This window comes from Hydrogenophaga sp. SL48, assembly GCF_021729865.1.
GTDB lineage: Bacteria > Pseudomonadota > Gammaproteobacteria > Burkholderiales > Burkholderiaceae_C > Hydrogenophaga.
In genome coordinates, this window is the sequence record NZ_CP063400.1 from 5,100,262 (window position 1) to 5,122,142 (window position 21,881).

General features: G+C 67.8%; 26 protein-coding genes. 15 read left to right on the forward strand and 11 right to left on the reverse strand.

The window, feature by feature from the left end; all coding sequences use genetic code 11:
• Window positions 1–11: 11 nt before the first annotated feature.
• From lptB to IM738_RS24305, 5 genes are all read left to right on the forward strand, one after another.
• Window positions 12–761: an LPS export ABC transporter ATP-binding protein gene (lptB, locus tag IM738_RS24285; RefSeq protein WP_236963579.1), complete on the forward strand. Its 750-nt coding sequence runs from the start codon at window positions 12–14 to the stop codon at window positions 759–761.
• Between the two features lie 112 nt (window positions 762–873).
• Window positions 874–2,517: an RNA polymerase factor sigma-54 gene (rpoN, locus tag IM738_RS24290; protein ID WP_236963580.1), complete on the forward strand. Its 1,644-nt coding sequence runs from the start codon at window positions 874–876 to the stop codon at window positions 2,515–2,517.
• A gap of 144 nt (window positions 2,518–2,661) precedes the next feature.
• The gene (locus tag IM738_RS24295; protein WP_236963581.1) at window positions 2,662–3,996 is read left to right on the forward strand and encodes a THUMP domain-containing class I SAM-dependent RNA methyltransferase; all 1,335 of its coding nucleotides are present in this window, start codon (window positions 2,662–2,664) and stop codon (window positions 3,994–3,996) included.
• On the forward strand, window positions 3,993–4,448 hold the full coding sequence (locus IM738_RS24300) for a putative toxin-antitoxin system toxin component, PIN family (RefSeq protein WP_236963582.1): 456 nt from the start codon (window positions 3,993–3,995) through the stop codon (window positions 4,446–4,448). Before IM738_RS24295 ends, IM738_RS24300 begins: the two co-directional genes overlap by 4 nt.
• Window positions 4,445–4,837 carry a glutaredoxin family protein gene (locus IM738_RS24305; RefSeq protein WP_236963583.1) on the forward strand — a complete coding sequence of 131 codons (393 nt, stop codon included), beginning with the start codon at window positions 4,445–4,447 and terminating at the stop codon, window positions 4,835–4,837. Before IM738_RS24300 ends, IM738_RS24305 begins: the two co-directional genes overlap by 4 nt.
• 16 nt (window positions 4,838–4,853) lie before the next feature.
• Here IM738_RS24305 and IM738_RS24310 read toward each other — a convergent pair whose 3' ends face one another.
• Complete coding sequence (locus tag IM738_RS24310; protein WP_236963584.1) at window positions 4,854–5,108, reverse strand: hypothetical protein; 255 nt, start codon at window positions 5,106–5,108, stop codon at window positions 4,854–4,856.
• On the reverse strand, window positions 5,105–5,566 hold the full coding sequence (locus IM738_RS24315; RefSeq protein WP_236963585.1) for a winged helix-turn-helix transcriptional regulator: 462 nt from the start codon (window positions 5,564–5,566) through the stop codon (window positions 5,105–5,107). Before IM738_RS24315 ends, IM738_RS24310 begins: the two co-directional genes overlap by 4 nt.
• Window positions 5,567–5,655: 89 nt before the next feature.
• Between IM738_RS24315 and IM738_RS24320 the strand changes: the two genes are divergently transcribed.
• On the forward strand, window positions 5,656–6,510 hold the full coding sequence (locus IM738_RS24320; RefSeq protein ID WP_236963586.1) for an SDR family oxidoreductase: 855 nt from the start codon (window positions 5,656–5,658) through the stop codon (window positions 6,508–6,510).
• A gap of 35 nt (window positions 6,511–6,545) precedes the next feature.
• Here the strand turns inward: IM738_RS24320 and IM738_RS24325 are convergent, their stop codons facing one another.
• A complete protein-coding gene (locus tag IM738_RS24325) occupies window positions 6,546–7,208 on the reverse strand; it encodes a phage integrase N-terminal SAM-like domain-containing protein (RefSeq protein ID WP_442908466.1) in 663 nt (220 codons plus the stop codon).
• 225 nt (window positions 7,209–7,433) lie between these two features.
• Here IM738_RS24325 and IM738_RS24330 point away from each other — a divergent pair, with 225 nt between their 5' ends.
• From IM738_RS24330 to IM738_RS24355, 6 genes are all read left to right on the forward strand, one after another.
• On the forward strand, window positions 7,434–8,960 hold the full coding sequence (locus IM738_RS24330; RefSeq protein WP_236963587.1) for an IS1182 family transposase: 1,527 nt from the start codon (window positions 7,434–7,436) through the stop codon (window positions 8,958–8,960).
• A gap of 185 nt (window positions 8,961–9,145) precedes the next feature.
• A complete protein-coding gene (locus tag IM738_RS24335) occupies window positions 9,146–9,499 on the forward strand; it encodes an immunity protein Imm33 domain-containing protein (RefSeq protein ID WP_236963588.1) in 354 nt (117 codons plus the stop codon).
• Window positions 9,500–9,606: 107 nt separating this feature from the next.
• On the forward strand, window positions 9,607–10,053 hold the full coding sequence (locus IM738_RS24340; protein WP_236963589.1) for a bleomycin resistance protein: 447 nt from the start codon (window positions 9,607–9,609) through the stop codon (window positions 10,051–10,053).
• Between the two features lie 147 nt (window positions 10,054–10,200).
• The gene (locus IM738_RS24345) at window positions 10,201–10,683 is read left to right on the forward strand and encodes a hypothetical protein (protein WP_236963590.1); all 483 of its coding nucleotides are present in this window, start codon (window positions 10,201–10,203) and stop codon (window positions 10,681–10,683) included.
• Window positions 10,680–11,039 carry an iron chaperone gene (locus tag IM738_RS24350; protein ID WP_236963591.1) on the forward strand — a complete coding sequence of 120 codons (360 nt, stop codon included), beginning with the start codon at window positions 10,680–10,682 and terminating at the stop codon, window positions 11,037–11,039. The genes IM738_RS24345 and IM738_RS24350 overlap by 4 nt, the downstream gene beginning before the upstream one ends.
• Window positions 11,040–11,169: 130 nt before the next feature.
• Window positions 11,170–11,976: a UPF0149 family protein gene (locus IM738_RS24355; protein ID WP_236963592.1), complete on the forward strand. Its 807-nt coding sequence runs from the start codon at window positions 11,170–11,172 to the stop codon at window positions 11,974–11,976.
• A gap of 69 nt (window positions 11,977–12,045) precedes the next feature.
• Here IM738_RS24355 and IM738_RS24360 read toward each other — a convergent pair whose 3' ends face one another.
• The gene (locus IM738_RS24360) at window positions 12,046–13,188 is read right to left on the reverse strand and encodes a DNA alkylation repair protein (protein ID WP_236963593.1); all 1,143 of its coding nucleotides are present in this window, start codon (window positions 13,186–13,188) and stop codon (window positions 12,046–12,048) included.
• 12 nt (window positions 13,189–13,200) lie between these two features.
• Window positions 13,201–14,082, reverse strand: a complete 882-nt coding sequence (locus IM738_RS24365; RefSeq protein WP_336886540.1) for a LysR family transcriptional regulator — start codon at window positions 14,080–14,082, stop codon at window positions 13,201–13,203.
• A 72-nt stretch (window positions 14,083–14,154) separates the two neighbouring features.
• On the opposite strand from IM738_RS24365, the gene IM738_RS24370 reads away from it, so the two are divergent.
• Entirely contained in the window at window positions 14,155–15,126 is a 972-nt protein-coding gene (locus IM738_RS24370; RefSeq protein WP_236963595.1) for an NAD-dependent epimerase/dehydratase family protein, read from the forward strand.
• Here IM738_RS24370 and IM738_RS24375 read toward each other — a convergent pair.
• Genes IM738_RS24375 through apaG form a run of 5 tightly spaced genes read right to left on the reverse strand, consistent with a single transcriptional unit; the run spans window position 15,115 to window position 19,630 of the window.
• Complete coding sequence (locus tag IM738_RS24375; RefSeq protein WP_236963596.1) at window positions 15,115–15,603, reverse strand: CinA family protein; 489 nt, start codon at window positions 15,601–15,603, stop codon at window positions 15,115–15,117. The genes IM738_RS24370 and IM738_RS24375 overlap by 12 nt on opposite strands.
• Before the next feature lies 1 nt (window position 15,604).
• On the reverse strand, window positions 15,605–16,144 hold the full coding sequence (locus IM738_RS24380) for a phosphatidylglycerophosphatase A family protein (protein ID WP_236963597.1): 540 nt from the start codon (window positions 16,142–16,144) through the stop codon (window positions 15,605–15,607).
• 45 nt (window positions 16,145–16,189) lie between these two features.
• The gene (thiL, locus tag IM738_RS24385) at window positions 16,190–17,167 is read right to left on the reverse strand and encodes a thiamine-phosphate kinase (protein WP_236963598.1); all 978 of its coding nucleotides are present in this window, start codon (window positions 17,165–17,167) and stop codon (window positions 16,190–16,192) included.
• Complete coding sequence (locus IM738_RS24390; RefSeq protein WP_236963599.1) at window positions 17,160–19,205, reverse strand: site-specific recombinase; 2,046 nt, start codon at window positions 19,203–19,205, stop codon at window positions 17,160–17,162. Before IM738_RS24390 ends, thiL begins: the two co-directional genes overlap by 8 nt.
• Window positions 19,206–19,228: 23 nt before the next feature.
• Window positions 19,229–19,630: a Co2+/Mg2+ efflux protein ApaG gene (gene apaG / locus IM738_RS24395; RefSeq protein ID WP_236963600.1), complete on the reverse strand. Its 402-nt coding sequence runs from the start codon at window positions 19,628–19,630 to the stop codon at window positions 19,229–19,231.
• Window positions 19,631–19,719: 89 nt separating this feature from the next.
• Between apaG and rpe the strand changes: the two genes are divergently transcribed.
• Window positions 19,720–20,397 carry a ribulose-phosphate 3-epimerase gene (gene rpe, locus IM738_RS24400; protein WP_236963601.1) on the forward strand — a complete coding sequence of 226 codons (678 nt, stop codon included), beginning with the start codon at window positions 19,720–19,722 and terminating at the stop codon, window positions 20,395–20,397.
• Window positions 20,397–21,128 (forward strand): phosphoglycolate phosphatase, encoded by a 732-nt coding sequence (gene gph, locus IM738_RS24405; protein WP_236963602.1) that lies wholly within the window; start codon window positions 20,397–20,399, stop codon window positions 21,126–21,128. Before rpe ends, gph begins: the two co-directional genes overlap by 1 nt.
• On the opposite strand, the gene IM738_RS24410 is transcribed toward gph, so the two are convergent.
• Entirely contained in the window at window positions 21,118–21,732 is a 615-nt protein-coding gene (locus IM738_RS24410) for a chalcone isomerase family protein (RefSeq protein ID WP_442908467.1), read from the reverse strand. The genes gph and IM738_RS24410 overlap by 11 nt on opposite strands.
• Between the last annotated feature and the right edge of the window lie 149 nt (window positions 21,733–21,881).

Below are 21,881 nucleotides of genomic sequence, written 5' to 3' on the forward strand. Positions count from 1 at the left end.
CACAGGGTGGGATGGCGTCGAACAGCCGCCTGGAAGTTCGGGGTCTCAAGAAGTCCTATGGCAGCCGCAAGGTGGTCAAGGACGTGTCGCTGTCGGTGGACAAGGGCGAGGTCGTGGGGCTGCTCGGCCCCAACGGCGCGGGGAAAACCACCTCGTTCTACATGATCGTGGGCCTGCTGCGCGCGGACGGCGGTGAGATTCTGCTCGACGGACGGCGCATCGAATCCCTGCCCATCCACCGCCGTGCCCGCCTCGGCCTGGGGTACCTGCCGCAAGAAGCGTCGATCTTCCGCAAACTCACGGTCGCGCAGAACGTGCGCGCCGTGCTGGAGCTGCAGCACGGGCCTGACGGCCAGCCGCTGCGTGAATCCGAGATCAACAGCCGGCTCGACGAACTGCTCAAGGACCTGCGGGTGGACCACCTGCGCGACTCGCCCGCGCCGTCCTTGTCGGGCGGCGAGCGCCGGCGCGTCGAGATCGCGCGTGCGCTGGCCACGCGGCCCCGCTTCATCCTGCTCGACGAACCCTTCGCCGGCATCGACCCGATCGCGGTGCTGGAGATCCAGCACATCATCGGTTTTCTGAAGGCGCGCGGCATCGGCGTGCTGATCACCGACCACAACGTGCGCGAAACGCTGGGCATCTGCGACCACGCGTTCATCATCAGCGACGGCCACGTGCTGGCCAGCGGCACGTCCGCCGAGATCGTCGAAAACGCCGAGGTGCGCCGCGTGTACCTCGGCGAAAACTTCCGCATGTGAGCATGACCCCCACGCTCCTCACTTCGTGTGGTTCGCTGCCCCCCAAGGGGGCTGATTCGCCTTGGGGCGGCCCGGCGGCGAATCGTTTTTCCGAGCAAGCGGGACAGGCCCTGTGAAACAAGGTCTGTCGCTGCGCGTCTCGCAGCACCTCGCACTCACCCCCCAGCTGCAGCAGTCGATCCGGCTGCTTCAGCTGTCCACGCTGGAGATGGCCCAGGAGGTCGAGCAGATGCTCGACGAAAACCCGTTCCTGGAACGCGGCGAAGAAACGGCCGAGCGCGAAGACTTTGGCCTGGCGCAGACCGATGCGCCGGTCAGCGTGGCCGAGCAGATCGCCGACGCGGCCTCGCCCGTGGATGAATTCCCGGTGGCTGCCACCGAGTTCGACAGCCGCGTGTCCAGCACCGACAGCGCGCCGTCCGAGAGCGCACCCGCCGACGATCTGGAAAGCCGGCTCGAAGGCGCCAGCCCGGTCGAAGAGAGCTGGGAAGGCGACGGCACCGTCGAAATGGCGCCCGATGACAGCGAGTGGGGCGGCGACGCCCCGGCGCGCAACAACAGCTCCTCCGGCGAAGACGACGAAACCGCCAGCGCGGCCGATCTGGCGCGTGTGCCCGTGAGCCTGCAGGACCACCTGCACGAGCAGGCGCGCTGCCTGCGCCTCTCCGACGAAGACCGCGCCGCCCTGTATTTCCTGATCGAGTCGCTCAACGACGACGGGTACCTCGAAGACCGCATGACCGACCTGGCGCGGGCCTGGTGGCAGCTGTCGGCCTCGCCCGTGTCCCACGCCGAGCCGGCGTTCGAGGTCATCGAGGCCATTGAGGGCCGCCTCAACACCGCGCTGCAATGGCTGCAGCAGATGGAGCCTGCCGGTGTCGGCGCGCGCGACCTGGGCGAATGCCTGCGCCTGCAGATCCTGGAGATGCGCAATTCGCCGGCCGCCCGCGCGGCGCTCGCCATCTGTGGCCAGCCGCTGGAGCTGATGGCCAAGCGCGATGTGAAGCGCCTTTGCGGCCTCTGCAGCCTGGACGACGAGACGGTGCGCTCGGGGCTGTCGCTGATTGCACGGCTGGAACCCAAGCCGGGCCGCCGCTTCGTGGACGTGGAGCGCAACGTGGTCGTGCCCGACGTGATCGTCACGCGCGCCGGTCGCGGCTTCAAGGTGTCGCTCAATGCCGAGGTCATGCCGCGCCTGCGCGTGCACGACGTCTACGCCAACGCCATGCGCGGCAACCGCGGGGGCCGTGACAACGGCGGCGAGGCCGGTCACGCTGCCATGCAGCAGCGCCTGCAGGAAGCGCGCTGGTTCATCAAGAACATCCAGCAGCGCTTCGACACCATCCTGCGCGTCTCCAGCGCCATCGTCGAGCGCCAGCGCAACTTCTTCATGCACGGCGAACTCGCCATGCGCCCGCTGGTGCTGCGCGAGATCGCCGACGAGCTGGGCCTGCACGAATCCACCATCAGCCGCGTGACCACCGCCAAGTACATGTCCACGCCGTTCGGCACCTACGAGCTGAAGTATTTCTTCGGCTCCAGCCTCGGCACCGAGACCGGTGGCAACGCGTCGAGCACCGCGGTGCGTGCGCTGCTCAAGCAGTTCATCGCGGCCGAAGAGGCGGCCAAGCCGCTCTCCGACAACCAGCTTTCCGACCTGCTCAAGGAGCAGGGCATCGAGTGCGCGCGCCGCACCGTGGCCAAGTACCGCGAAGCGCTGCGCATCGCGCCGGCGAATTTGCGCAAGGCGCTGTGAACACCCCCTGCGCCGCTTCGCGTCTCCCCCCTCAAGGGGGGCCGCACCCGCGGCTTGGCAAAGCCAGTTCCGTGGTGCGTGCTGGAAACGGGCGCGCGTGATCGCCACCTGCGGACGCACCCGCGCTCAACATCTGTACTTCCTGTGAACCAACTCAAACTCTTCCTCCCCTGCGCCGCCGGCGTCGAGGACATGCTGGCCGACGAGGTGCAGCGCATCACCAGCGAGCCGCTGGCCTTCAAGGCGCGTGGCGGTGTGGGCGTCAAGGCCTCGTGGCGCGATGCCATGCGCCTGAACCTGCACAGCCGACTCTCTCAACGGGTCTTGGTGCAGCTGTGGCACGGCGGCTACCGCAGCGAGCAGGACTTGTACAACGCGGCTGGCGAGATCGCCTGGGAAATCTGGTTCACGCCGAAGCAGACCATCAAGGTCGAGATCACGGCGCAGCACAGCCCGCTCACCAGCCTCAACTTCGCTGCACTGAAGATCAAGGACGCGATCTGCGACCGCTTCCGCGACAAACGCGGCGAACGCCCCAGCGTGGACACCACCTGGCCCGACGTGCGCATCTACGCCCACCTCACCACCGAAGAGCTCACGCTCTACATCGACACCTCGGGCGAGCCGCTGTTCAAGCGCGGCTGGCGCGAAGACAAGGGCGACGCGCCGCTGAAGGAAACCCTGGCCGCGGCCATGATCGCCGCCACCGGCTGGAACGGCGGCGCCGCCGACTCGCTGGACGCCATCACCCCGCTGTACGACCCATGCTGCGGCAGCGGCACGGTGGTGATCGAGGCCGCGCAGATCGCGCTCAACATCCCGCCGGGCATGTTGCGCCGCTTCGCGTTTGAAAAGATGCTGCCCTTCCAGCCCCACGTGTGGACCGCCATCCAGGACGAAGCCGAGCGCGGCATGCGCGACTGGCCCGAGGGCCACGCGCCCATCGTGTTCGGCAGCGACGTGTCGTTCCGCATGGTCGATTTCGCGCAGCGCAACGCCGAGCGCGCGGGCGTGGCCCAGGCGGTGGAGTTGCGCGGCGGCGACGCGCTGCAGCGCATGCCGCCCACGCAGACGCCGGGCCTGATGCTGCTCAACCCGCCGTATGGCGAGCGCATCGCCGCAGCCGGTGTGGCGGGTGAGAATGCGAGCGCCCGTGCCCAGCGCATGGAGCCGCGCGCCCCGCGCGTCTTCACCGCCGGCAAGGCCGCGCCCCCCGCACCCGGGCTGGGCCGCGAGAGCGCGCAGATGAGCGACGGCGGCGACGGCAGCGAGTTCTTCCAGCAGCTCGCCGCCCACTGGAAAAGCCACTACGCCGGCTGGAGCGCCTGGCTGCTCACGCCCGACCTCAAGCTGCCCGGCAAGATGCGCTTCAAGGAATCGCGCCGCGTGCCGCTGTGGAACGGGCCGATTGAATGCCGCCTGTTCCGCTTTGATCTCACTGCAAGGCGCGCTCCCGACGGCAACCCTCCGGCGGCATGAGCGGGGAGACACCGGTGACGCTGGTGCTCGACACCAACGTCGTGCTCGACCTCTTCGTCTACGAAGACCCGGCCACTGTGCCGCTGCGTGAACGCCTGGCCGATGCGCAGACCCGCTGGCTGGCCACGCCGGTCATGCGCGAAGAACTGCGCCGCGTGCTGGCCTACCCGCAGGTGGTCAAACGCCTGGAAGCACGCGAGCTGACGGCTGAAGCCGTGCTGGCCAGTTTCGACGCCCGCGCCCAGCTCACAGACATCGCGGCCAAAGCCCCCTACACCTGCAAAGACGCCGACGACCAGCAGTTCATCGACCTCGCCGTGGCGCACCGCGCCGCCCTGCTGAGCAAAGACAAGGCCGTGCTCTGCATGGCCAAGCGGCTGGCCACGCTCGGCGTGCGCGTGAGCCGCGCATGGGCGCCCGCCGCCTCCTCACACACCGGAATCAATTCATGAAACCCCTCATCCGCGCCTTCTTCAAAACCGTGCGCACCGTGCTCGGCCCGTTCATGCTGCTCAAAGAGCGCCTCACCCAGCCGCGCGGCGTCGTGCGCGAGCCCGCAGCGCAAACCACGGTGAACCTGCAGTGCCAGAACCTCGCGCTCTACCAGTTCAGCACCTGCCCGTTCTGCATCAAGGTGCGGCAGGAAATGCACCGCCTCTCGCTGCCCATCCAGCAGCGTGACGCCCAGCACAACGCCGCGAACCGCAGCGAGCTGCTGCAAGGCAGCGGCGCCACCAGGGTGCCCTGCCTGAAGATCACCGACGCGGCGGGCCAGAGCCAGTGGCTGACCGACTCGGCCGCGATCATCGGCTACCTGCGCGGGCGCTTCGCCGTGGCTTGATCCTGCGAGGCCGGGCTCAGCCCGCCAGCAAACCCGCGCTCACCTCGGCCGCGTCCGGCCGCTCAAACACCGTGTTGTGCCGCTCCGTCAGCGGCCCGCCGCCGGGCACGGCCTCGCCCTGCGCCGTGCTGCCCACGGCCTTGAACTTCCACACCGCGCCGATGCGCTTCAGGTTGCCCACGGGCTCGCCATTGGCGGCCAGCACGGTGAACACACCCTCGTTCACAGGTCGCAGGCTGAGCGGGCCGAGGTTGTGCAAGCGGGTGCTCATGCCGGTGTCCTCACACCCGCGCGCACGCCCGGCAGCGGCTGGGTCGCCAGCGCATCGGCCCGCTCGCGCCGTCCGTTCAGGATGCGGCCGAGGTTGCCTTCGATCCAGTCCGCCAGGCCCTCCACCTGCCGCGCCACCTCCACGCCCATGGGCGTGAGGCTGTATTCCACGTGCGGCGGCACAACAGGGTATTGCGTGCGCAGCACAAAGCCATCGCCCTCCAGCCACTGCAGGGTCTGCGCCAGCATCTTCTCGCTCACGCCGCCGATCTTGCGGCGCAGGTCGCTGAAGCGGTGCGTGCCCGCCAGCAGCGCCACCAGCACCAGCACGCCCCAGCGGCTGGTCACGTGCTGCAGCACGGCGCGCGAAGGGCACTCGGCCGCGAACAGCTCGCCGCGCTCCATGAGGGTGGCGAGGGCGGGAGGGTGGTCCGGTGACCGTGGGTCGGTGGTGGGCATGGGGTACTTACCTTTAAGTATGTACTTACAAAAAGTTTGTTAGGTCGGTATTCTCCGCTCCTCTGTCCCTCACCACAAGGAGTTTTTCCATGATTGCCATCACCGGCGCCACCGGCCAGCTCGGCCGCCTCGTCCTCCAGAACCTGCTCAAGACCGTGCCCGCCGCCCAGATCGTGGCCGCCGTGCGCAGCCCTGAAAAAGCCGCCGACCTCGCCGCGCTCGGCGTGCAGGTCCGCCAGGCCGACTACGCCCAGCCCGCCACGCTCGAAGCCGCCTTCCAGGGCGTGGACAAGCTGCTGCTCATCTCTTCCAGCGAAGTCGGCCAGCGCGCCCCGCAACACGCCGCCGTGATCGCCGCCGCCCAGAAAGCCGGCGTGAAGCTGATCGCCTACACCAGCATCCTGCGCGCCGACACCTCGCCGCTCGGCCTGGCCGCCGAACACAAGGAAACCGAAGCCATGTTGCGCGCCTCGGGCATTCCCTTCGTGCTGCTGCGCAACGGCTGGTACACCGAAAACTACACCGCCAGCGTGCCCGCCGCCCTGCAATACGGCGCCGTCATGGGCAGCGCGAAGGACGGCCGCATCGCCTCCGCCGCCCGGGCCGACTACGCCGCCGCCGCGGCCGCCGTGCTCACGAAAGACGGCCAGGCCGGCCAGGTGTACGAACTCGCCGGCGACACCGCCTACACCCTGAGCGAACTCGCCGCCGAGATCGCCAAGCAGTCGGGCAAGCCCGTGGTCTACAACGACCTGCCCGAAGCCGCCTACGCCGCCGCCCTGGTGCAGGTGGGCTTGCCCGAAGGCTTCGCCGCGCTGCTGGCCGACTCCGACGTGGGCGCCTCAAAAGGCGGTCTGTTTGACGACGGCCACCAGCTCAGCCAGCTCATCGGCCGCCCGACCACGCCGCTGGCGGACGTTGTGAAAGCGGCGTTGGCGGGCTGACTTCCGTGTCAAAGTCAGCCCGCATCTGCCGACGCTCAAAGCGTCCAGCGGGCTGGCTGTGCCCCCGCCGCCACCTTCAGCACTTGGCGGTCTGCATCCCAAACCACCCGCGCATGCAGCAACTGGGTATGCAAAGCCGGGGCCAGCGACTTCGGCAGCATCACCACCCTGTCTTTGCCGCCCTTGGCTTCTCGCACGATGATGACCTGACGGTCAAAGTCCACATTCTTGATGCGCAAGCGCAAGCCCTCCATCAAGCGCATGCCTGTGCCGTACAGCAGCTTGGCCAACAGCGCCATCTCGCCGTCCAGAAACTGAAACATCGAAGCGACCTCTGCGCGAGTCAACACGCTGGGTATCCGCCGCTTTTGCGTTGGCCGGTTGATGCCATTGAGCCAGGGCATGTCCATCCCCAGCACCTCGCGGTACAAGAACAGCCGGGAACTGAGCGCCTGGTTGTGGGTGGATGCGGAAACATGGCGTTCCGTCGCCCGCATGGTCAAAAAGGCCTCAACCTCCGCCGCACCCAGGTCGCGAGGGTGTTGCATGAAGCCATCTCGCCCATGCCAGCGGATGAAAAAGCGCACCCAATGCAGGTAGGCTTTTTCGGTCTGAAGGCTATAGTGCAGAAACCGGATGCGCTCCCGAACCTGATCCAACAGACGGATGGAACGCAAAACAGGAGTGCCGGGTTTCATGGCTGCTTGATACCTGCTTATAAAAACAGTATCAAGAATCTAAGCGCCTGATTTAAAAAGAAATTTAAGGAGGAAGTCGTGACCAGAATATCCCGCATCGCCCAGCTTATCCCGCAGGTTCTGCGGGATACATCACGTTGAGGCTGTGCAAAAACCCCCACCGAGTCGGAACGAATAGTCTACGCAGGAGTCCATGTCCAAACGCTCAAAGCAGGAGAGCAGGACATGGCGAGATACAAACCGATCGACCGCAATCCCCGGCTCTTGCCCGTGGTGCTGAGCGATCAGATTCAACCCGGCAGCTTTGAATTTGCGCTCGATCACCTGATCGACAACGAACTCGATCTCAGCGCCCTGGACGCGCGCTTTCGCAACGATGAGACCGGCGCCAGCGCCTACGACCCCCGTGTCATGCTCAAGATCGTTCTGCTGGCGTACAGCCGGGGCCTGATCAGCAGCCGGCGCATCGAAGCGGCCTGCCTGCACAACGTGCAATTCATCGCCATCAGCGGCGACAGTCAACCGAGCTACACCCTCATTGCCAAGTTCGTGCGCGAGCTCGGCGACGACATCCAGGCCTTGTTCACCCAGGTGCTGCTCACCTGCGACCGCCTCGGCCTGATCGGGCGGCAGATGTTTGCCATCGACGGCGTGAAGCTGCCGGCCAACGCCAGCAAAGAGCGCAGCGGCACCCATGCCGAGCTGGCACACCGGGCAGAGCGCCTGGACAAGGCCGCGCGCAAGATCATCGAGGCCCACCAGCGGCAAGACGCCAGCGGTGTTGCGCCGGACGCAGACGAACAGCGTCAGGCCCGCATCCAGGCCCTGCACAAAGAGGCCCAGGCCACGCGCGACTTCATCGCCCGCAACGCTCCGCGGCGCAACCGCAAAGGCCAGGAACTCAAGACCAACGTCACCGACCCCGAGAGCGCCAAGATGGCCACCGGCAAAGGCGTGATCCAGGGCTACGCGGCGCAAGCCGCAGTGGACAGTCAAAACCAGATCATTGTGGCGGCCGATGTCACCGGCTCAGGCTCGGAGCAGGCCATGCTGCTGCCCATGGTCAAGGCCAGTGAAGCCGTGAGAACCCCAGACACCTTGATCACCGCCGATGCGGGCTACCACAGCACCGAGAACCTGCAGGCGCTGGCCGAGCAGCACATCGATGCGCTGATTGCAGACAACCAGATGAGGCAGCGCGACGAGCGATTCGAGGACCAAGGCAAACACAAGGCTAAGGGTGATCCGCTGTACGAGAAGAAGCCCACGGGATCAGCGCAGAAGATCGGGCTTTACCGGCCCGAGGACTTCCGGGTGAGCGAGGACCAAAGCCACTGCATCTGCCCGGCTGGCCGCAAGCTCTACAGCAACGGCAACGCCTGCACGATCAACGGGCGTCAGTGTCACAAGTACACCGGCAGCCACAGCAGCTGCAGCCCGTGCGATCACAGGCACCTGTGCTTGCGCCACCCTGAGCGCACGGCGGTGCGGCAGGTGGCGATCTTCAAGAAGAGCCAGAGCAGCCCCAACGACGTGCTCCAGGCGATGAAGCAACGCATCGACAGTCCCGAGGGCAGAAGGCGCTACAGCCAGCGCATCGGCACGGTGGAGCCGGTGTTTGGCAACATCCGGCACAACAAGCGGCTGAACCGGTTCACGCTGCGCGGGAGCAAGAAGGTGGGCACGCAGTGGAGGCTGTATTGCCTGGTGCACAACATCGAGAAACTGGCTGGCTGCGAGCTGAAGAAATAGCGAGAGGGATACGGGTCTTGTTCGGTGTCAGAATGAGCGCCAGAGGCCTTATCAGATGGGTCGATCAAACCGAAAACGACTTCAGGAGGGCTCAACCAATGGCGATCCAGAAAACCGAACCCTTGCGCCAGTCTGCGGCTGGACTTGGGGTTTTTGCACAACCTCGTTAGGCGTCACAAAACTCCATGCGCCTCATCGAATCTCAAACAGTCTGCGAATGGGCCCAAGCGCCCTCCACTCCACCAGCACCGGGCTCAGCGGTTGGCATAGCACTGTCAACCTTGGGCAAGCAGCCAATCAACGGTCTTCGTCACAACGCGGCCGGTACATCGAATGGTTGGTACATCTGGTGCGGCACCGAGTTGTCAAACGCACCTAATTTCTTTTCTCCGCTACACATTGAACACATGGTGGAGTACGTTCCGGAAGCTGTCGAGTATCTAGATCTGCCGCCTGGGTATCGCTTCCAAATCGACGGTTCAAACTACGAAGACGTCTGGTTCGATAAGAGTCTTCTCGAAGTTGATGCAGGCCAATGAGCAGGTCATATACGAAGCACCTCGTTTGCGAGCCATCGGTTCTCGCCGGTAAAGTGCCGCCTAACCCTTCCTATATGGACTCCCCCACAAGGGCAAGAAACTGACTGATGTTTTGGCTGTTGGGGAATCGCCTGCAGTCGTATATCGTTAGGCAGCGCAAAGCCCAATACCCAATGCTTCTCCAACCAGTTGACCTCGCCATACCGATACTTCCGAGCCGATCGGTAAACGACACCGTCGCGTTCTACAAGCGCCTCGGTTTCGAGGGTGGCGCCCACGAATTCGACAGCGGATACGCCATTTTGAGAAGGGGAAGTGTCGAGTTGCACTTCTTCACCCATCGTGATCTGGTGCCCGCAGAATCTTCAGCAGGCTGCTACATCCGAGTCCTGGACGTCGAGAGCTTCTTTCGCTCGTGCCTATCCTCCCAGTTGCCCTCCACGGGCATCCCTCGCATGGACACTCTTGAAGACAAGCCATGGGGACTTCGAGAGTTTGCTGTCGTCGATCCGGATGGAAACCTCATCCGCATCGGTCAAATCATCGAGAAGTAGAAGCGTGCTTCCACTGCCGCAGCGCTGCCAATCCCTTCGCACGAGCGGACCTCCACCGGCCTGGCTCTTGGGCCGCGCGGCTTGCGAGGCCATCGCCGCGCTTCGCGGTCCAAGCGCCATCCCGCCGGGGTCCGCTCAGCTCAAACGTTGAAGCTGTGCAAGCTCATGACCGTACCTGTACCCATTCCTTTTGGCACCCTGGAGTCCGCACTTCAATGGTCTTCAGCTGAGGCGCCATTCGATAGCGCGGCGCTGCTGTCGCGGGCGACGGGCCAGGTGTTTTTCACGTCCGAGTGCGGCGACGCCGACGATGATCTGCCAGACGACATTGACGACGAATCGGTGTACGTGGCCGTTCCGCACAAGAACGACCTCGGCCTCGGGCGCACCCTGGTGTTGGCCTTTGCGGAAGAGCACGCGCCCATGCACTTTCAAACGATCGAGTCGTTCTTCCGGCACAAAGGGGCCTACGCCAAGTTCAAGGCGCTGCTTGAGCGAACGCAGCTGATGGACCGTTGGTATGTCTTTGAGGCCGCCGCGACCCGGCGCGCCTTGGAGGCCTGGGCCGCCGACAACGGGTTTGTGGTGGTGGACGACTTGAGCGCACCCCGAACCAGTGACACGCCATGACGTTTGCCACCCACGAAGCGTATTTCGCCACCCTGGCGCCCGCCGTGCGCGAACGGCTGGAGCGCATCCAGCAAACCGTGGAGCGCCGCGTGCCGGGCGCTCAGCGCTGCATCAGCTACCAGATGCCGGCGTTCCGCCAGCGGCGGGTGTTTTTCTACTTTGCGGCGTTCAAGAAACACATTGGCGTGTACCCGCCGGTGACGGACGACGTGGCGCTGATCGCCGAGACGGCGCGCTACCGCGGCCCCAAGGGCAACCTGTCGTTTCCCTTGAATGAAGCACTGCCCCTGGATCTGATCGGCCGCGTGGCCGAGGCGCTGGCCGCGCAGTACGCCGCCCGGACCGGGCCGGGCTGACCCGCCCGCTGGCGGCCTGCCGCCGCACGTGGCCAACCCGCTTGAACGGCTTGAGAGGTTGATCCCGGGGGCTTTGGCTGCCGCCTCGCGGCTACACTGGCCCGCTTCTGAAGACCCCGCCTGGACCACCATGACCACCGAAACCCAGCCCCTTCCCATGGACAACGTCGATTTCGACGCCCTCGATGCGATCCTCGACGACCTGCGCACGCGCGGCGAGGACGTGCCGCAGTGGGAGTTCTGCGAAGGCGCCATCGCCGCGCTGCTGTGCACCCGCCGCCTGGTGTTGCCCGACGAGTTTTTGCCGCTGCTGCTCGGCACCGGCGACAGCCAGCCCGGTGTGGCCAGCGGCGAGGAGGGCGACACCTGGTTCGCCGACGAGGCGCAACACGCGCAGTTCATGACGCTGTGGACGCGCCGCTGGGCCGAGGTGTCGGCTTCGCTGTCCGCCAGCGTCGAGTCGCTGGAGGACGAGCGCGCCTACCACCCCGAGGTGATGGACGTGCGCGGCGCGGTGTGGGGGCTGCCCGAGGCCGAGCGCACCGAGCTGGAAGGCCAGGAGTTGCCCGCGTTTGCGCAGGTCTGGGCGCTGGGTTTCATGTTCGTGGTCGAGAACTGGTCGGAAGAATGGGCGGAGCCGCGCGACAAGGAGGCCGCCGAGATGCTGAACGACGCGCTGGACGCGATCGTGGCGCTGACCGAAGACGACACCGACCCGCCCACGGTCTGCATGCACGACGAAGACGGTCCGCCCAGCGTGAGCGACGAGCGGCTCAATGCGTTCGGCGCCGCGATCTGGGCGGTGTACGACCTGCGCCAGCTCTGGCAGAGCCTGGGCCCCAGGGTGGAGCCGGCGCGCAAGGCGGTCGAACCCGGCCGCAACGACCCTTGCCCCTGCGGCAGCGGCAAGAAATACAAGAAGTGTCACGGCGCCTGAACCCGGCTGAAGAAGGCGGCACCGGGTTTTGGCCTGCCGCGTGCCGCCCGACCTCTCCAGCGTGCGGGCTCAGGGCAACAGTTCAAAGTCCGCGCCAGCGCAGACCTGCCCGTTGACCTGGACCTCGATGCGGTGCCGGCCCGGGTACAGGGTGCGGGTGGTCACAGGGCGCAGGCTGTGGCGTTTGCTGAGCGCGTGCTCGCCGTGGGCAGCGAGTTCGAGTTTCCAGCCCTTGAACACCTTGGGGCTGGTGCCGCCGTTGGCGCGCACGTGGTGCACCACGTAGTCGATCACCAGGGTCTGCGGCCGGGGGCTGCGCGAGCGCAGGTTCACGGCCAGGCCGATGTCGCCGCCCACCTTCGCTTCGGTCGCCGTCAGGGCCAGCGCCGCGTCGCCGTTCAGGCCGTGCCCCAGCCCCCAGGCCGCCAGCGTGGGGGCGTGGCCCTGTTTGACGAGGCCGCGGCTGGCGTGGCGCAGCAGGGCGCTGCGCTGGGGGCTGGCGGTGGGCAGGTGCTCTCGCACCCATTGCGCCACCAGATCGGGGTGGTCCTTGGCGATGTCGTTCAGGTGGTTGGCCACGCTGCGGCGCACGTAGGCGCTGGGGTCGTCCTGCAGCGCGAGCAGCAGCGGCAGCGTGGGCGCCGGGTCGGCCACCAGCGCCTGCAGCCGAAGGCCCCAGGGCAGGCGCGGGCGCGAGCCTTCGCTCACCAGGCGGCGCACGTGCGCGCTCGGGTCGTCCACCCAGGTGCGGATGGTGGCCAGGCTGGTCTCAGGGTGCCGCTGGATGAACGGGCGGATCGCGAACTCGGCCGAAAAACGCTGCGTGAGCGCGTGCAGGCAGCGCAGCGCGCGCGGCACGTCGGCCATGCCCTGCCGCGCCACGAACTCGCCCATCGACCACACCACCCAGCCTGAGAGGCCAAGGTCGCTCTGCGCCTCGCTCAGGCCCGCGGGTTCGCCCTGGGCGTCCAGCGGGATCGGCGGCGCGAGGCTGGCTTCGAGCACGCTCGCCGCTTTGCCGAAGTCGGCGGGCAGCGTGGCCTGCAGCGCATCGGCCAGCTGCATGGCGCGGGCCTTGAATTCGAGTGCGTCCAGGCCATGGGCTGCGCGCTGCTCAAAGCCGGGGCGGTCGAACGCCGGCCACACGCGTTGCAGGTGCTGGCCGGCGCGTTGAACGGTGCCGGCGTTGATGAGGTTCTTGAAGGGTTCCATTTGGGGATGGGTTCAGAGGAAGGGCGGGAGTTCACGCGCCAGAAAGTCCAACACGGCGCGCATGCGGCGGCTGCTCCGGATCTCGCGGTGCACCACCAGCCAGACCGGGAGCGAGGGTATCGGCAGGTCGGGCAGCACGGGCACCAGGTCCGGGTCGTTGCGCAGCAGGTAGCTGGCGACAAAACCGATGCCCAGGCCCGCGCGCACAGCGGCCCAGTAGGCGATCAGGTCGTCGGTGCGCAGGGCGAACTGTTCGGGCCCCACCGGGTGGCCCAGGGCGGCGAACCCGTGGTAAATCTCTTGCACCTTGTCGTTGCCCACCAGCTCGTGTTGCAGCAGGTCCGCCGGTTGCTGCGGCACGCCGCGCCGGGCCAGGTAGTCGCGGTGGGCGCAGGCGCTCACGCCGACCTGCCCGATGCGCCGCGCCACCAGCGTGCCCTGGGTCGGGCGCAGCATGCGGATCGCGATGTCGGCCTCTCGCTTCAGCAGGTCGCTCACCGCGTTGCTCACCACCAGCTCAATCTGGACGCCGGGCAGCTCGGTGCGCAACCGGGCCAGCAGCGGCGGCAACAGAAAGCAGGCCACCGGCTGGCTGGCCGAGAGGCGCACGGTGCCCGAGAGCGTGGCCTGCGCCTGTTGCGCGCCGCGCATCAGCGTCTGCGCGCCGGTCTCCATGGCCCGCGCCGCGTCGGCCAGCCGGGCGGCGGCGGGGGTGGGCACCAACCCCCGGCCGGTGCGCTCGAACAGCGGCGTGCCCAGCTGCGCTTCGAGCGCCGACACATGGCGCCCCACCGTGGGCTGGCTGATGCCCAGCGCCCGCGCCGCGCCCAGCAGGCTGCCGTGCTGGTGGGCCGCGAGGAACGAAGGGATCAGCTGCCAGTTGAAATCGGACATGTTCAAAATTGCATAACGGCCGTGCGCGCCTGGTGGATTGTGCCGCCCGGCGGGGGTGTCCACAATGGCCGCATGCCTGCACCGCACACCGCTTCTCCCCCGGGCTCCGGCCTGCACACCATCCTCGGCGCGGGCGGCGTGATCGCCCGCGAGCTGTCGCTGCAACTGGCGCGCGACGGGCGGCGCATCCGCCAGGTGGGCCGCCACCCCGCCGCGGTGCAAGCCACTGACGAGTTGAAGACCGCCGACCTGCTGGACGAGCGCGCCACCGCCGACGCGGTCGCGGGCAGCGAGGTGGTGTACTTGGTGGCCGGCCTGCCCTACAGCGCCGCCGTCTGGCAGGCGCAGTGGCCGCGCGTGATGCAGAACGCCATCAACGCCTGTCGCCGCCACGGCGCGCGCCTGGTGTTTTTCGACAACGTCTATGCCTATGGGCGCGTGGACGGCGCCATGACCGAGGCCACGCCGTTCAACCCCTGCAGCCGCAAGGGTGAGGTGCGCGCCGCCATCGCCACCACGCTGCTGGACGCGGTGCGCCGCGGCGAACTGCAGGCCCTGATCGCGCGTTCGGCCGACTTCTACGGGCCGGGCGCCCGGCTCAGCCTGCTGGAGGCGGTGTTTTTCGCGCGCCTGCGAGCGGGCAAAGCGCCGCAGTGGGTGGGCAACCCCGATCTTGCCCACACTTTCACGTTCACGCCGGATGCGGGCCGCGCGCTGGCCGCGCTGGGTCAGGCCCCCGGGGCATTCGGCCAGACCTGGCACCTGCCCACCGCGCAGACCATGGACGGCGGCCCGGTGACCGGGCGCGCGCTGGCGCACGTCGCGTGCGCGCTGGCCGACCAGCCCGACCGCCTGCAGGTGGCGCCGCGCTGGCTGCTCCAGGCCATGGGCTGGTTCGTGCCCGTGCTGCGCGAGAACGACGAGATGATGTACCAGTACCAACACGGCTACCGTTTTCACAGCGGCAAGATCGAACAGGCGTTCGGCCTGAGGCCCACGCCCTGTGCCGAGGGGCTGGCCCGGACCTGGCGCTCAGGCGCCTGAGCGCAGGCGGTTGAGCAGACCGGTCAGCGCGTGCGCCACGGTGGCGCGGCGCACGGCAGCGCGGTCGCCGTCGAAACGCCGGTGTTCGGTGAACACGCCTTCGGGCGTGGCCCAGCCGAACCACACCGTGCCCACCGGTTTTTCCACGCTGCCACCGGTGGGGCCGGCGATGCCGGTCACCGCCACCGACCAGTGCGCGTGCGCATTGACCACCGCGCCCGCCGCCATGGCGCGCGCCACCGGCTCGCTCACCGCGCCGTGGTCGTCGATGAGCGCCGCCGGCACGCCCAGCAGCTCGCTCTTGGCGGCGTTGGAGTAGGTGACGAAGCCGCGCTCGAACCAGTCGCTCGACCCGCTGATCTCGGTGCAGGCGCCGGCGATCAGCCCGCCGGTGCAGCTCTCGGCCGTGGCCATGAACTGGCCCCGCGCCTTGAGTTCGGTGGCGAGCTGTTCGACCAGTTGGGGGATGGTGGGCATGTCAGTACTTCCAGAGGGCGATGACAAGAAGGGTGCAGCCGGCCGCGGCAAAGTCGTCCAGCAGGATGCCGAAGCCGCCGCGCGGACCGAAACCCTTGAAGGCCCGGTCGGCCCAGGCCATGGGGCCGAATTTCACCGCGTCAAACAGGCGGAAGAGTGCGAACGCGACCAGCTGACCCCAGAAGCCGGCGGGCATCACCAGCCACAGCACCAGCCAGAACGCGACCACCTCGTCCCACACGATGTGGCCCGAGTCGGCGATGCGCATGTGGCGGGCCGTCACCGTGCAGGCCCACCAGCCGATCAGCGTGCCGAGGGCGATGAGCGCCGCCCAGCCCCCATCGCTCATGAAGGGCTGCAACACCACGAAAGCGGCCCAGGCCCAGAGGGTGCCCACCGTGCCCGGCGCCACGCGGGACAGGCCGGAACCCGCGCCGAGCGCGATGACGTGGGCCGGGTGCGCGAGCATGAAGCGCAGCGTGGGCCGCAGCACTGGGCCGGAAGCGGGGGCAGGGGCGGGCGGTGCCAGGGTGTCGGACATGGACCGATTATGAAACCTGCCTCGCACGCCGCCGGGGGCTGCGGTTCAGGTGAAGTGGTCGAAGCCGGTGGCGTTCAGGGGCTCGGCAACGCCGTCGGGTCGAATCAGGCGCAGCCCGACCTGGGGCGTGATCGTGCCGATGCGCTGCACCGGGGTCTGGCTCGCGGTGCCCGCCGCCGCGATGGCGTCGCGCGCCGAGGGCGGCGCGGTGAACAGCAGCTCGTAGTCATCCCCGCCGTGCAGCAGGCACTCCAGCCGCTGGGCCTCGGGCAAGCCGCGCAGCGGCGGCGCGACGGGCAGATCGGTCAGGCGGATCTCCGCGCCCACGCCGCTGGCCCGCAGGATGTGCCCCAGGTCGCCGGCCAGGCCGTCGCTGAGGTCGATGGCGGCCGGTGCTCTGCCTTCCCACCCGTCCAGACCGGCCAGCGCCCGGCCCAGCGTCAGCCGGGGCGTGGGCCGCTCCAGCCGATCGCGGCAGCCGTCGTCTGGCGTGGCTGCGGAGGCCCAGGGCGTGCCGCGTTGCCGCTCCAGTGCCAGCCGTGCCTCGCCGGTGCGACCGCTCAGGTAGAGGTCGTCGCCGGGCCGTGCCGCGTCGCGCCGCAGCGCCCGGCCCGGCAGCACCTCGCCGAACACGGTGATGCAGATGTTCAACGGACCGCGTGTGGTGTCACCGCCGACCAGCGGGCAGGCGTGGGCGTCGGCCAGGGACAGCAGACCGTCCGAGAAACCACGCAGCCAGGCCTCGTCGGCGTGCGGCAGGGCCAGCGCCAGGGTGAAGCCCAGCGGGCGCGCGCCCATCGCCGCCAGGTCGCTCAGGTTGACGGCAAGCGCCTTGTGGCCGAGGGCCTGCGGGTGAACGTCGGGAAAGAAGTGGCGCCCCTCGACCAGCATGTCGCTGGAGATGGCGAGCTGGTGGCCTGGGCTGGGGTTGAGCAGGGCGCAGTCGTCGCCGATGCCCAGGGCCACCGACGGCCCGCCGGCGGCGCGCTGGAAGTGGCGCCGGATCAGCTCGAATTCACCCACGGGAGCGACCCAGCGACGGGGTTCCCCCGTCGTTCCCGATGGCGTCGTCGCTCGCGTCGGGCGGTGGCTCGGTCTCGGCGCGCGGCGGCAGCAGGAAGCTCAGGGGTGCATGGCGCAGGCGGTGGCGGATGGCCGCGTAGATGCGGCCGCGGTGCGCGGCGTTGATGTTCTGCGCGCGCAGCGCGAGCCGGAACGCCAGGTAAAAACTCACCGCGAGGTTGAGCGGCCCGACGGCCGCCACGCCGGCCAAGGCCCACCAGAACGCGGGCTCGCGCCACACATCCGCGCCCAGCGCCATCGCCGCCGCGGCCACCTGACCGGCCGACAGGGTGACGTGGCGCACCTGCAGCCCCAGGCCGAAGAACCCGGCAAACGCCGGCACCAGACCGAGCATCAGGCCGAGCGAGATGTTGGCGGCCAGGCCCGAGATGTTGGCGCGCATGAAGGTGGCCCAGCGGTCGGCGCGGTCGCGGCCGAGCCAGCGGGTGTATCTGGGGTTGTGGCGCATGGCCGAGTCCAGCTGGTGGAACACGAACCAGTTCTCGACCCAGCCGGCGATGATGCTGGAGGCAAACAGCAGCACCCCGGTGAAGGCGGCGAACAGCACGGTGGGACCGAACAGGTTCAGGTCGTGCAGCACGTGGTGGGCCTTCTCGGCGCCGATCATGGACTCACCGGCGGACACGCTGAGCCCGGCGCTGATCAGCATGACCACGGGCACCACCAGGCCCACGTTGCCGAGAATCGCCGCGATCTGCGAGCGCAGCAGGTGGGCCACCTCGTCGACAAAGCGCCGCACCGCACCGGGCTGGCGGATCTCGCGCAGCTTGGCCACCATGGCCGGGGCCGTGACGGCCGGCTGCTTGGTCGCGACGGTCAGGTGCAGCAGCTGCACCAGCACGAAGAAGAAGGCGTAGTTGATGCCGGCGGCGAACCCGTCCCAGAAGGCCGAGAGGCCCAGCCCGACCAGCAGGAACTTGACCCAGGTGGTGAGCCCGATCAGGGCGCCGCCGCCGGCCGCCTTGCCCAGCATCTGTCGGTATTCGGCGGCGTCGCGGGTGATGTAGTGCTCGCCGCTTTCGGCGCTGCGCTCGGCCACCTTGGCGGCGGTGAGGTGCGAGCTGCTGGCGATCAGGGCCCGGATGCTGCGGTTGTCCTGGCCGACCTGCACCAGGTCGGCCACCAGGGCGGCGGTGGCGCGCTCGGTCTGTTCGGCCAGCATGCAGTCGAGCAATTGGCGGATGCGCAGGATGCGTTCGCTGAGCTGGCGCAGCCGGAACACGATGCCGACGGACACGCCGTGCGCTTCGAGGTGCGAGTACACCGTCTGGGCCGCCTCGCGGCAGGCCTCAAGCTGGGCGGAGAGCATGTCGGCGGCTGCGTGGGCGGCTTCGCTGCGCGCGCCCTGGGTGAGCACCGCCCGCCGCAGGTGCTCGAAATGCGCCGGCAGCGCGTGGAAATGGCGCTCGGCGAGCGCCTCCGGCGACATGCGGGTGCGGATTTCCGAGGCAAAACCGGTGGCACTGACCTGGCTGATGCTGAAGGTCAACGCGTCCAGCAAGGCGTCTTGCCAGTGGTTGGGGGCGGCCTCCGTTTCGGGGGGTGAGAGCAGCAGGGCGCGCAGGCGTTTCAGGGTGTCGGTGTCCAGCGCCTGGATCCAGCGCACGTCGAAGCGGTCGGGCAGCAGCAGGCCAAACAGTTCGCTCAGGTCGGTGGTCTCGGGCGTGCCGGGCAGCATCTTGCGGCGCAGGCGGTGGCCGAACTCGCTGAGGAAGGCGGTCCGCGGTGCAAAACCAAAGTCCGCCAGCAGCGGGGTGAGGTCCACGGTGTCGGTGAAGCGGTTCCACCATTGGCGCCAGCGGGTCAGCCATTCGGGTCGCGCCTGGGCTGCATCAAGCAGCAGCCGCACGCGGGCCACGCTGGTCTGCACGTCGTGGGCATCGCCGCGCACCCATCGCAGCAGGTCGATCAACCAGAGGTGGCGTTGCGCCAGCGGCGCGTCCGGGTCCAGGGAGTCCAGCAGGTGAACCAGATCCATGCGGTGGGTCACGGGCCGGGGGGTCAGTGGAGCACGCGCGGGGGCGCTTCGCCACCGAGACCGCCGTCGGCCACCAGCGCAAACGCCGGCACCTCGGCTTCAAAGCGTTCGCCGTCTTCGCCAACGCAGAAAAAGCTGCCGCGCATGCTGCCCGAGCGCGTGCTCAGGCGGGTGCCGCTGGTGTATTGAAACGACTCGCCCGGGCGCAGCAGTGGCTGGTTGCCGACCACCCCCAGGCCCTTGACCTCTTCGGTGTGGCCCCGTGCGTCTTCCACGATCCAGTGGCGCGAAATCAGCTGCGCCGTCACCTCGCCGGTGTTGGTGACCGTGATGGTGTAAGCGAAGGCGTACACATCCTCTTCAGGCATGGATTGCTCGCTGAGGTATTGCGGCTCGACCTCGCAGGTGAACTGGTGTTTCGACATGGGAGGCATGTTACCGCGACGCCGCATTTCTGCGCCGGCCTGCGAAAATGCGGCCTCCATTCCCCCGGTCATCCTTCCGACGCCCCACCATGAGCACCTACCGCATCGCCCCGTCCATCCTGTCCGCCGACTTCGCTCGCCTGGGCGAGGAAGTGAAAAACGTCATCGCCGCCGGCGCCGACTGGGTTCACTTTGACGTGATGGACAACCACTACGTGCCCAACCTGACCTTCGGGCCCATGGTCTGCCAGGCGCTGAAACCCCACGCCAAGAAACCCGACGGCATGCCGGTGCCGATCGACGTGCACCTGATGATCCAGCCGGTGGACGCGCTCGCGGGTGCCTTCATCGACGCCGGCGCCGACCTGGTGAGCTTTCACCCCGATGCGAGCGCCCATGTGCACCGCAGCGTGCAGGCGATCAAGGCCAGGGGCTGCAAGGCCGGCCTCACCTTCAACCCGGCCGAGCCGCTGGACGTGCTGGACTACCTGATCGACGACATCGACCTGATCCTGATCATGAGCGTCAACCCGGGGTTCGGTGGACAGAGCTTCATCGACTCCGCGCTGCGAAAGATCGAAGCCGCACGCAAACGCATCGAGGCCAGTGGCAAGGACATCCGCCTCGAAGTGGACGGCGGCATCAAGGCCGACAACATCCGCCGCGTGGCCGACGCGGGCGCCGACACCTTCGTGGCCGGCAGCGCGATTTTCGGCAAGCCGGACTACAAGAGCGTGATCGATGACATGCGCAAGGCGTTGGCCTGATGCTGGCTGGCATCAAGGCCGTCATCGTCGATCTCGACGGCACGATGGTCGATACCCTGGGCGACTTCGTGGTCGCGCTCAACCACACCCTGGACGACCTGCGCCTGCCGCCCGTGGACCGCGCCCTGGTCGAGCGCTCGGTGGGCAAGGGCTCCGAACACCTGGTGCGCACCGTGCTGGAGCACCAGCTGGCGCTGCCCGAGGTGGCGGCGTCGGGTGCCATGGCGCTGGGCTGGCCGCGCGACCAGGTGAGCGAGCTGGCGCTGGAACGCTACCAGCACCACTACCTGTTCATCAACGGCCAACATTCGGCCGTGTACCCCGGGGTGCTGGCGGGGCTGCAACAACTTCAGGCATCGGGCCTGCCCATGGCCTGCCTGACCAACAAGCCGCTGGCGTTTGCGCGGGCGCTGCTCGACCTCAAAGGCCTGAGCGGGTTCTTCCAGCAGGTGTTCGGTGGCGACAGCTTCGAGCGCAAGAAACCCGACCCGCTGCCGCTGCTGAAAACCTGCGAGGCACTGGGCACGCTGCCTGCGCAGACGCTGATGGTGGGTGACTCACAGAACGACGGCATGGCCGCGCGTGCGGCGGGCTGTCCGGTGGTGCTGGTCACCTATGGCTACAACCACGGCGACCCGATCGCCAACGCACCGCACGATCTGCTGCTGGATTCGCTGGCCGACCTGTCACCAGCACTGGATCAGATTGGCGAGCAACCGCTCACTTCTTGATCCCCAGCAGAGCGTCCTTGAGCAGCCAGTCGGCCGGCTTCGGGCCGAGCCAGATGCGCATGAGTGCGTTGAAGAACTCGGGCTCCTTGAACGGCTCACCTTCCACCTGGCCCTTGATGGTGAGCACCGTGCCCGTGCCCGGCACCCAGTCGATCAAGAAGGTCTCGCCGGTCTTGAGCACCTTGTGGTTGCTGAACACCTGGCTCATGCGCAGCACGCCGGGGATGAGTTTGGAGAAGGCGCTTCGCTCCATGTTGTCTTCCATGCCCCGGGAGAACAGCTTGCCGAGTTCGGTCGAGTCGATGTCACGCAGCATGGTGATGGTCATGCGTTTGGGGCCGGGGGCGGTCAGCACCGCTTCCGGCGTGTCGGCTTTGGCGCTCAGGTACAGGCCGGCGGTGTACACCTTGAACACCGCCTTGTAGCGCACGCCGGCCCCGTTGAGCTGCAAGGGGGCGTTGTTGACGGTGATCCGGTCCTCCAGTTTGACGCCGGCCACGTCGACGGTGGCGGCGTTCGCCGGGCCCTGTGCCAGCCCCAGGGCCCATGCCAGGGCCATCGTGGCGGCGAACCGGGAGGGAAGCAGCTGGGTGTGGGTCTTCATGGCAGGGCCTCGGGCCGGTGGCGGCAAAGGTGGAAGAAAATAGAACGGTCGTTCGAAAATGCAGATTCTGACCTGCCGTGCGGTGTCCCACAACAGGGTTCAACCGTAGAACCAAAGCGTGCAGTGGGCGGGTGACCGGTTTTTCCCGC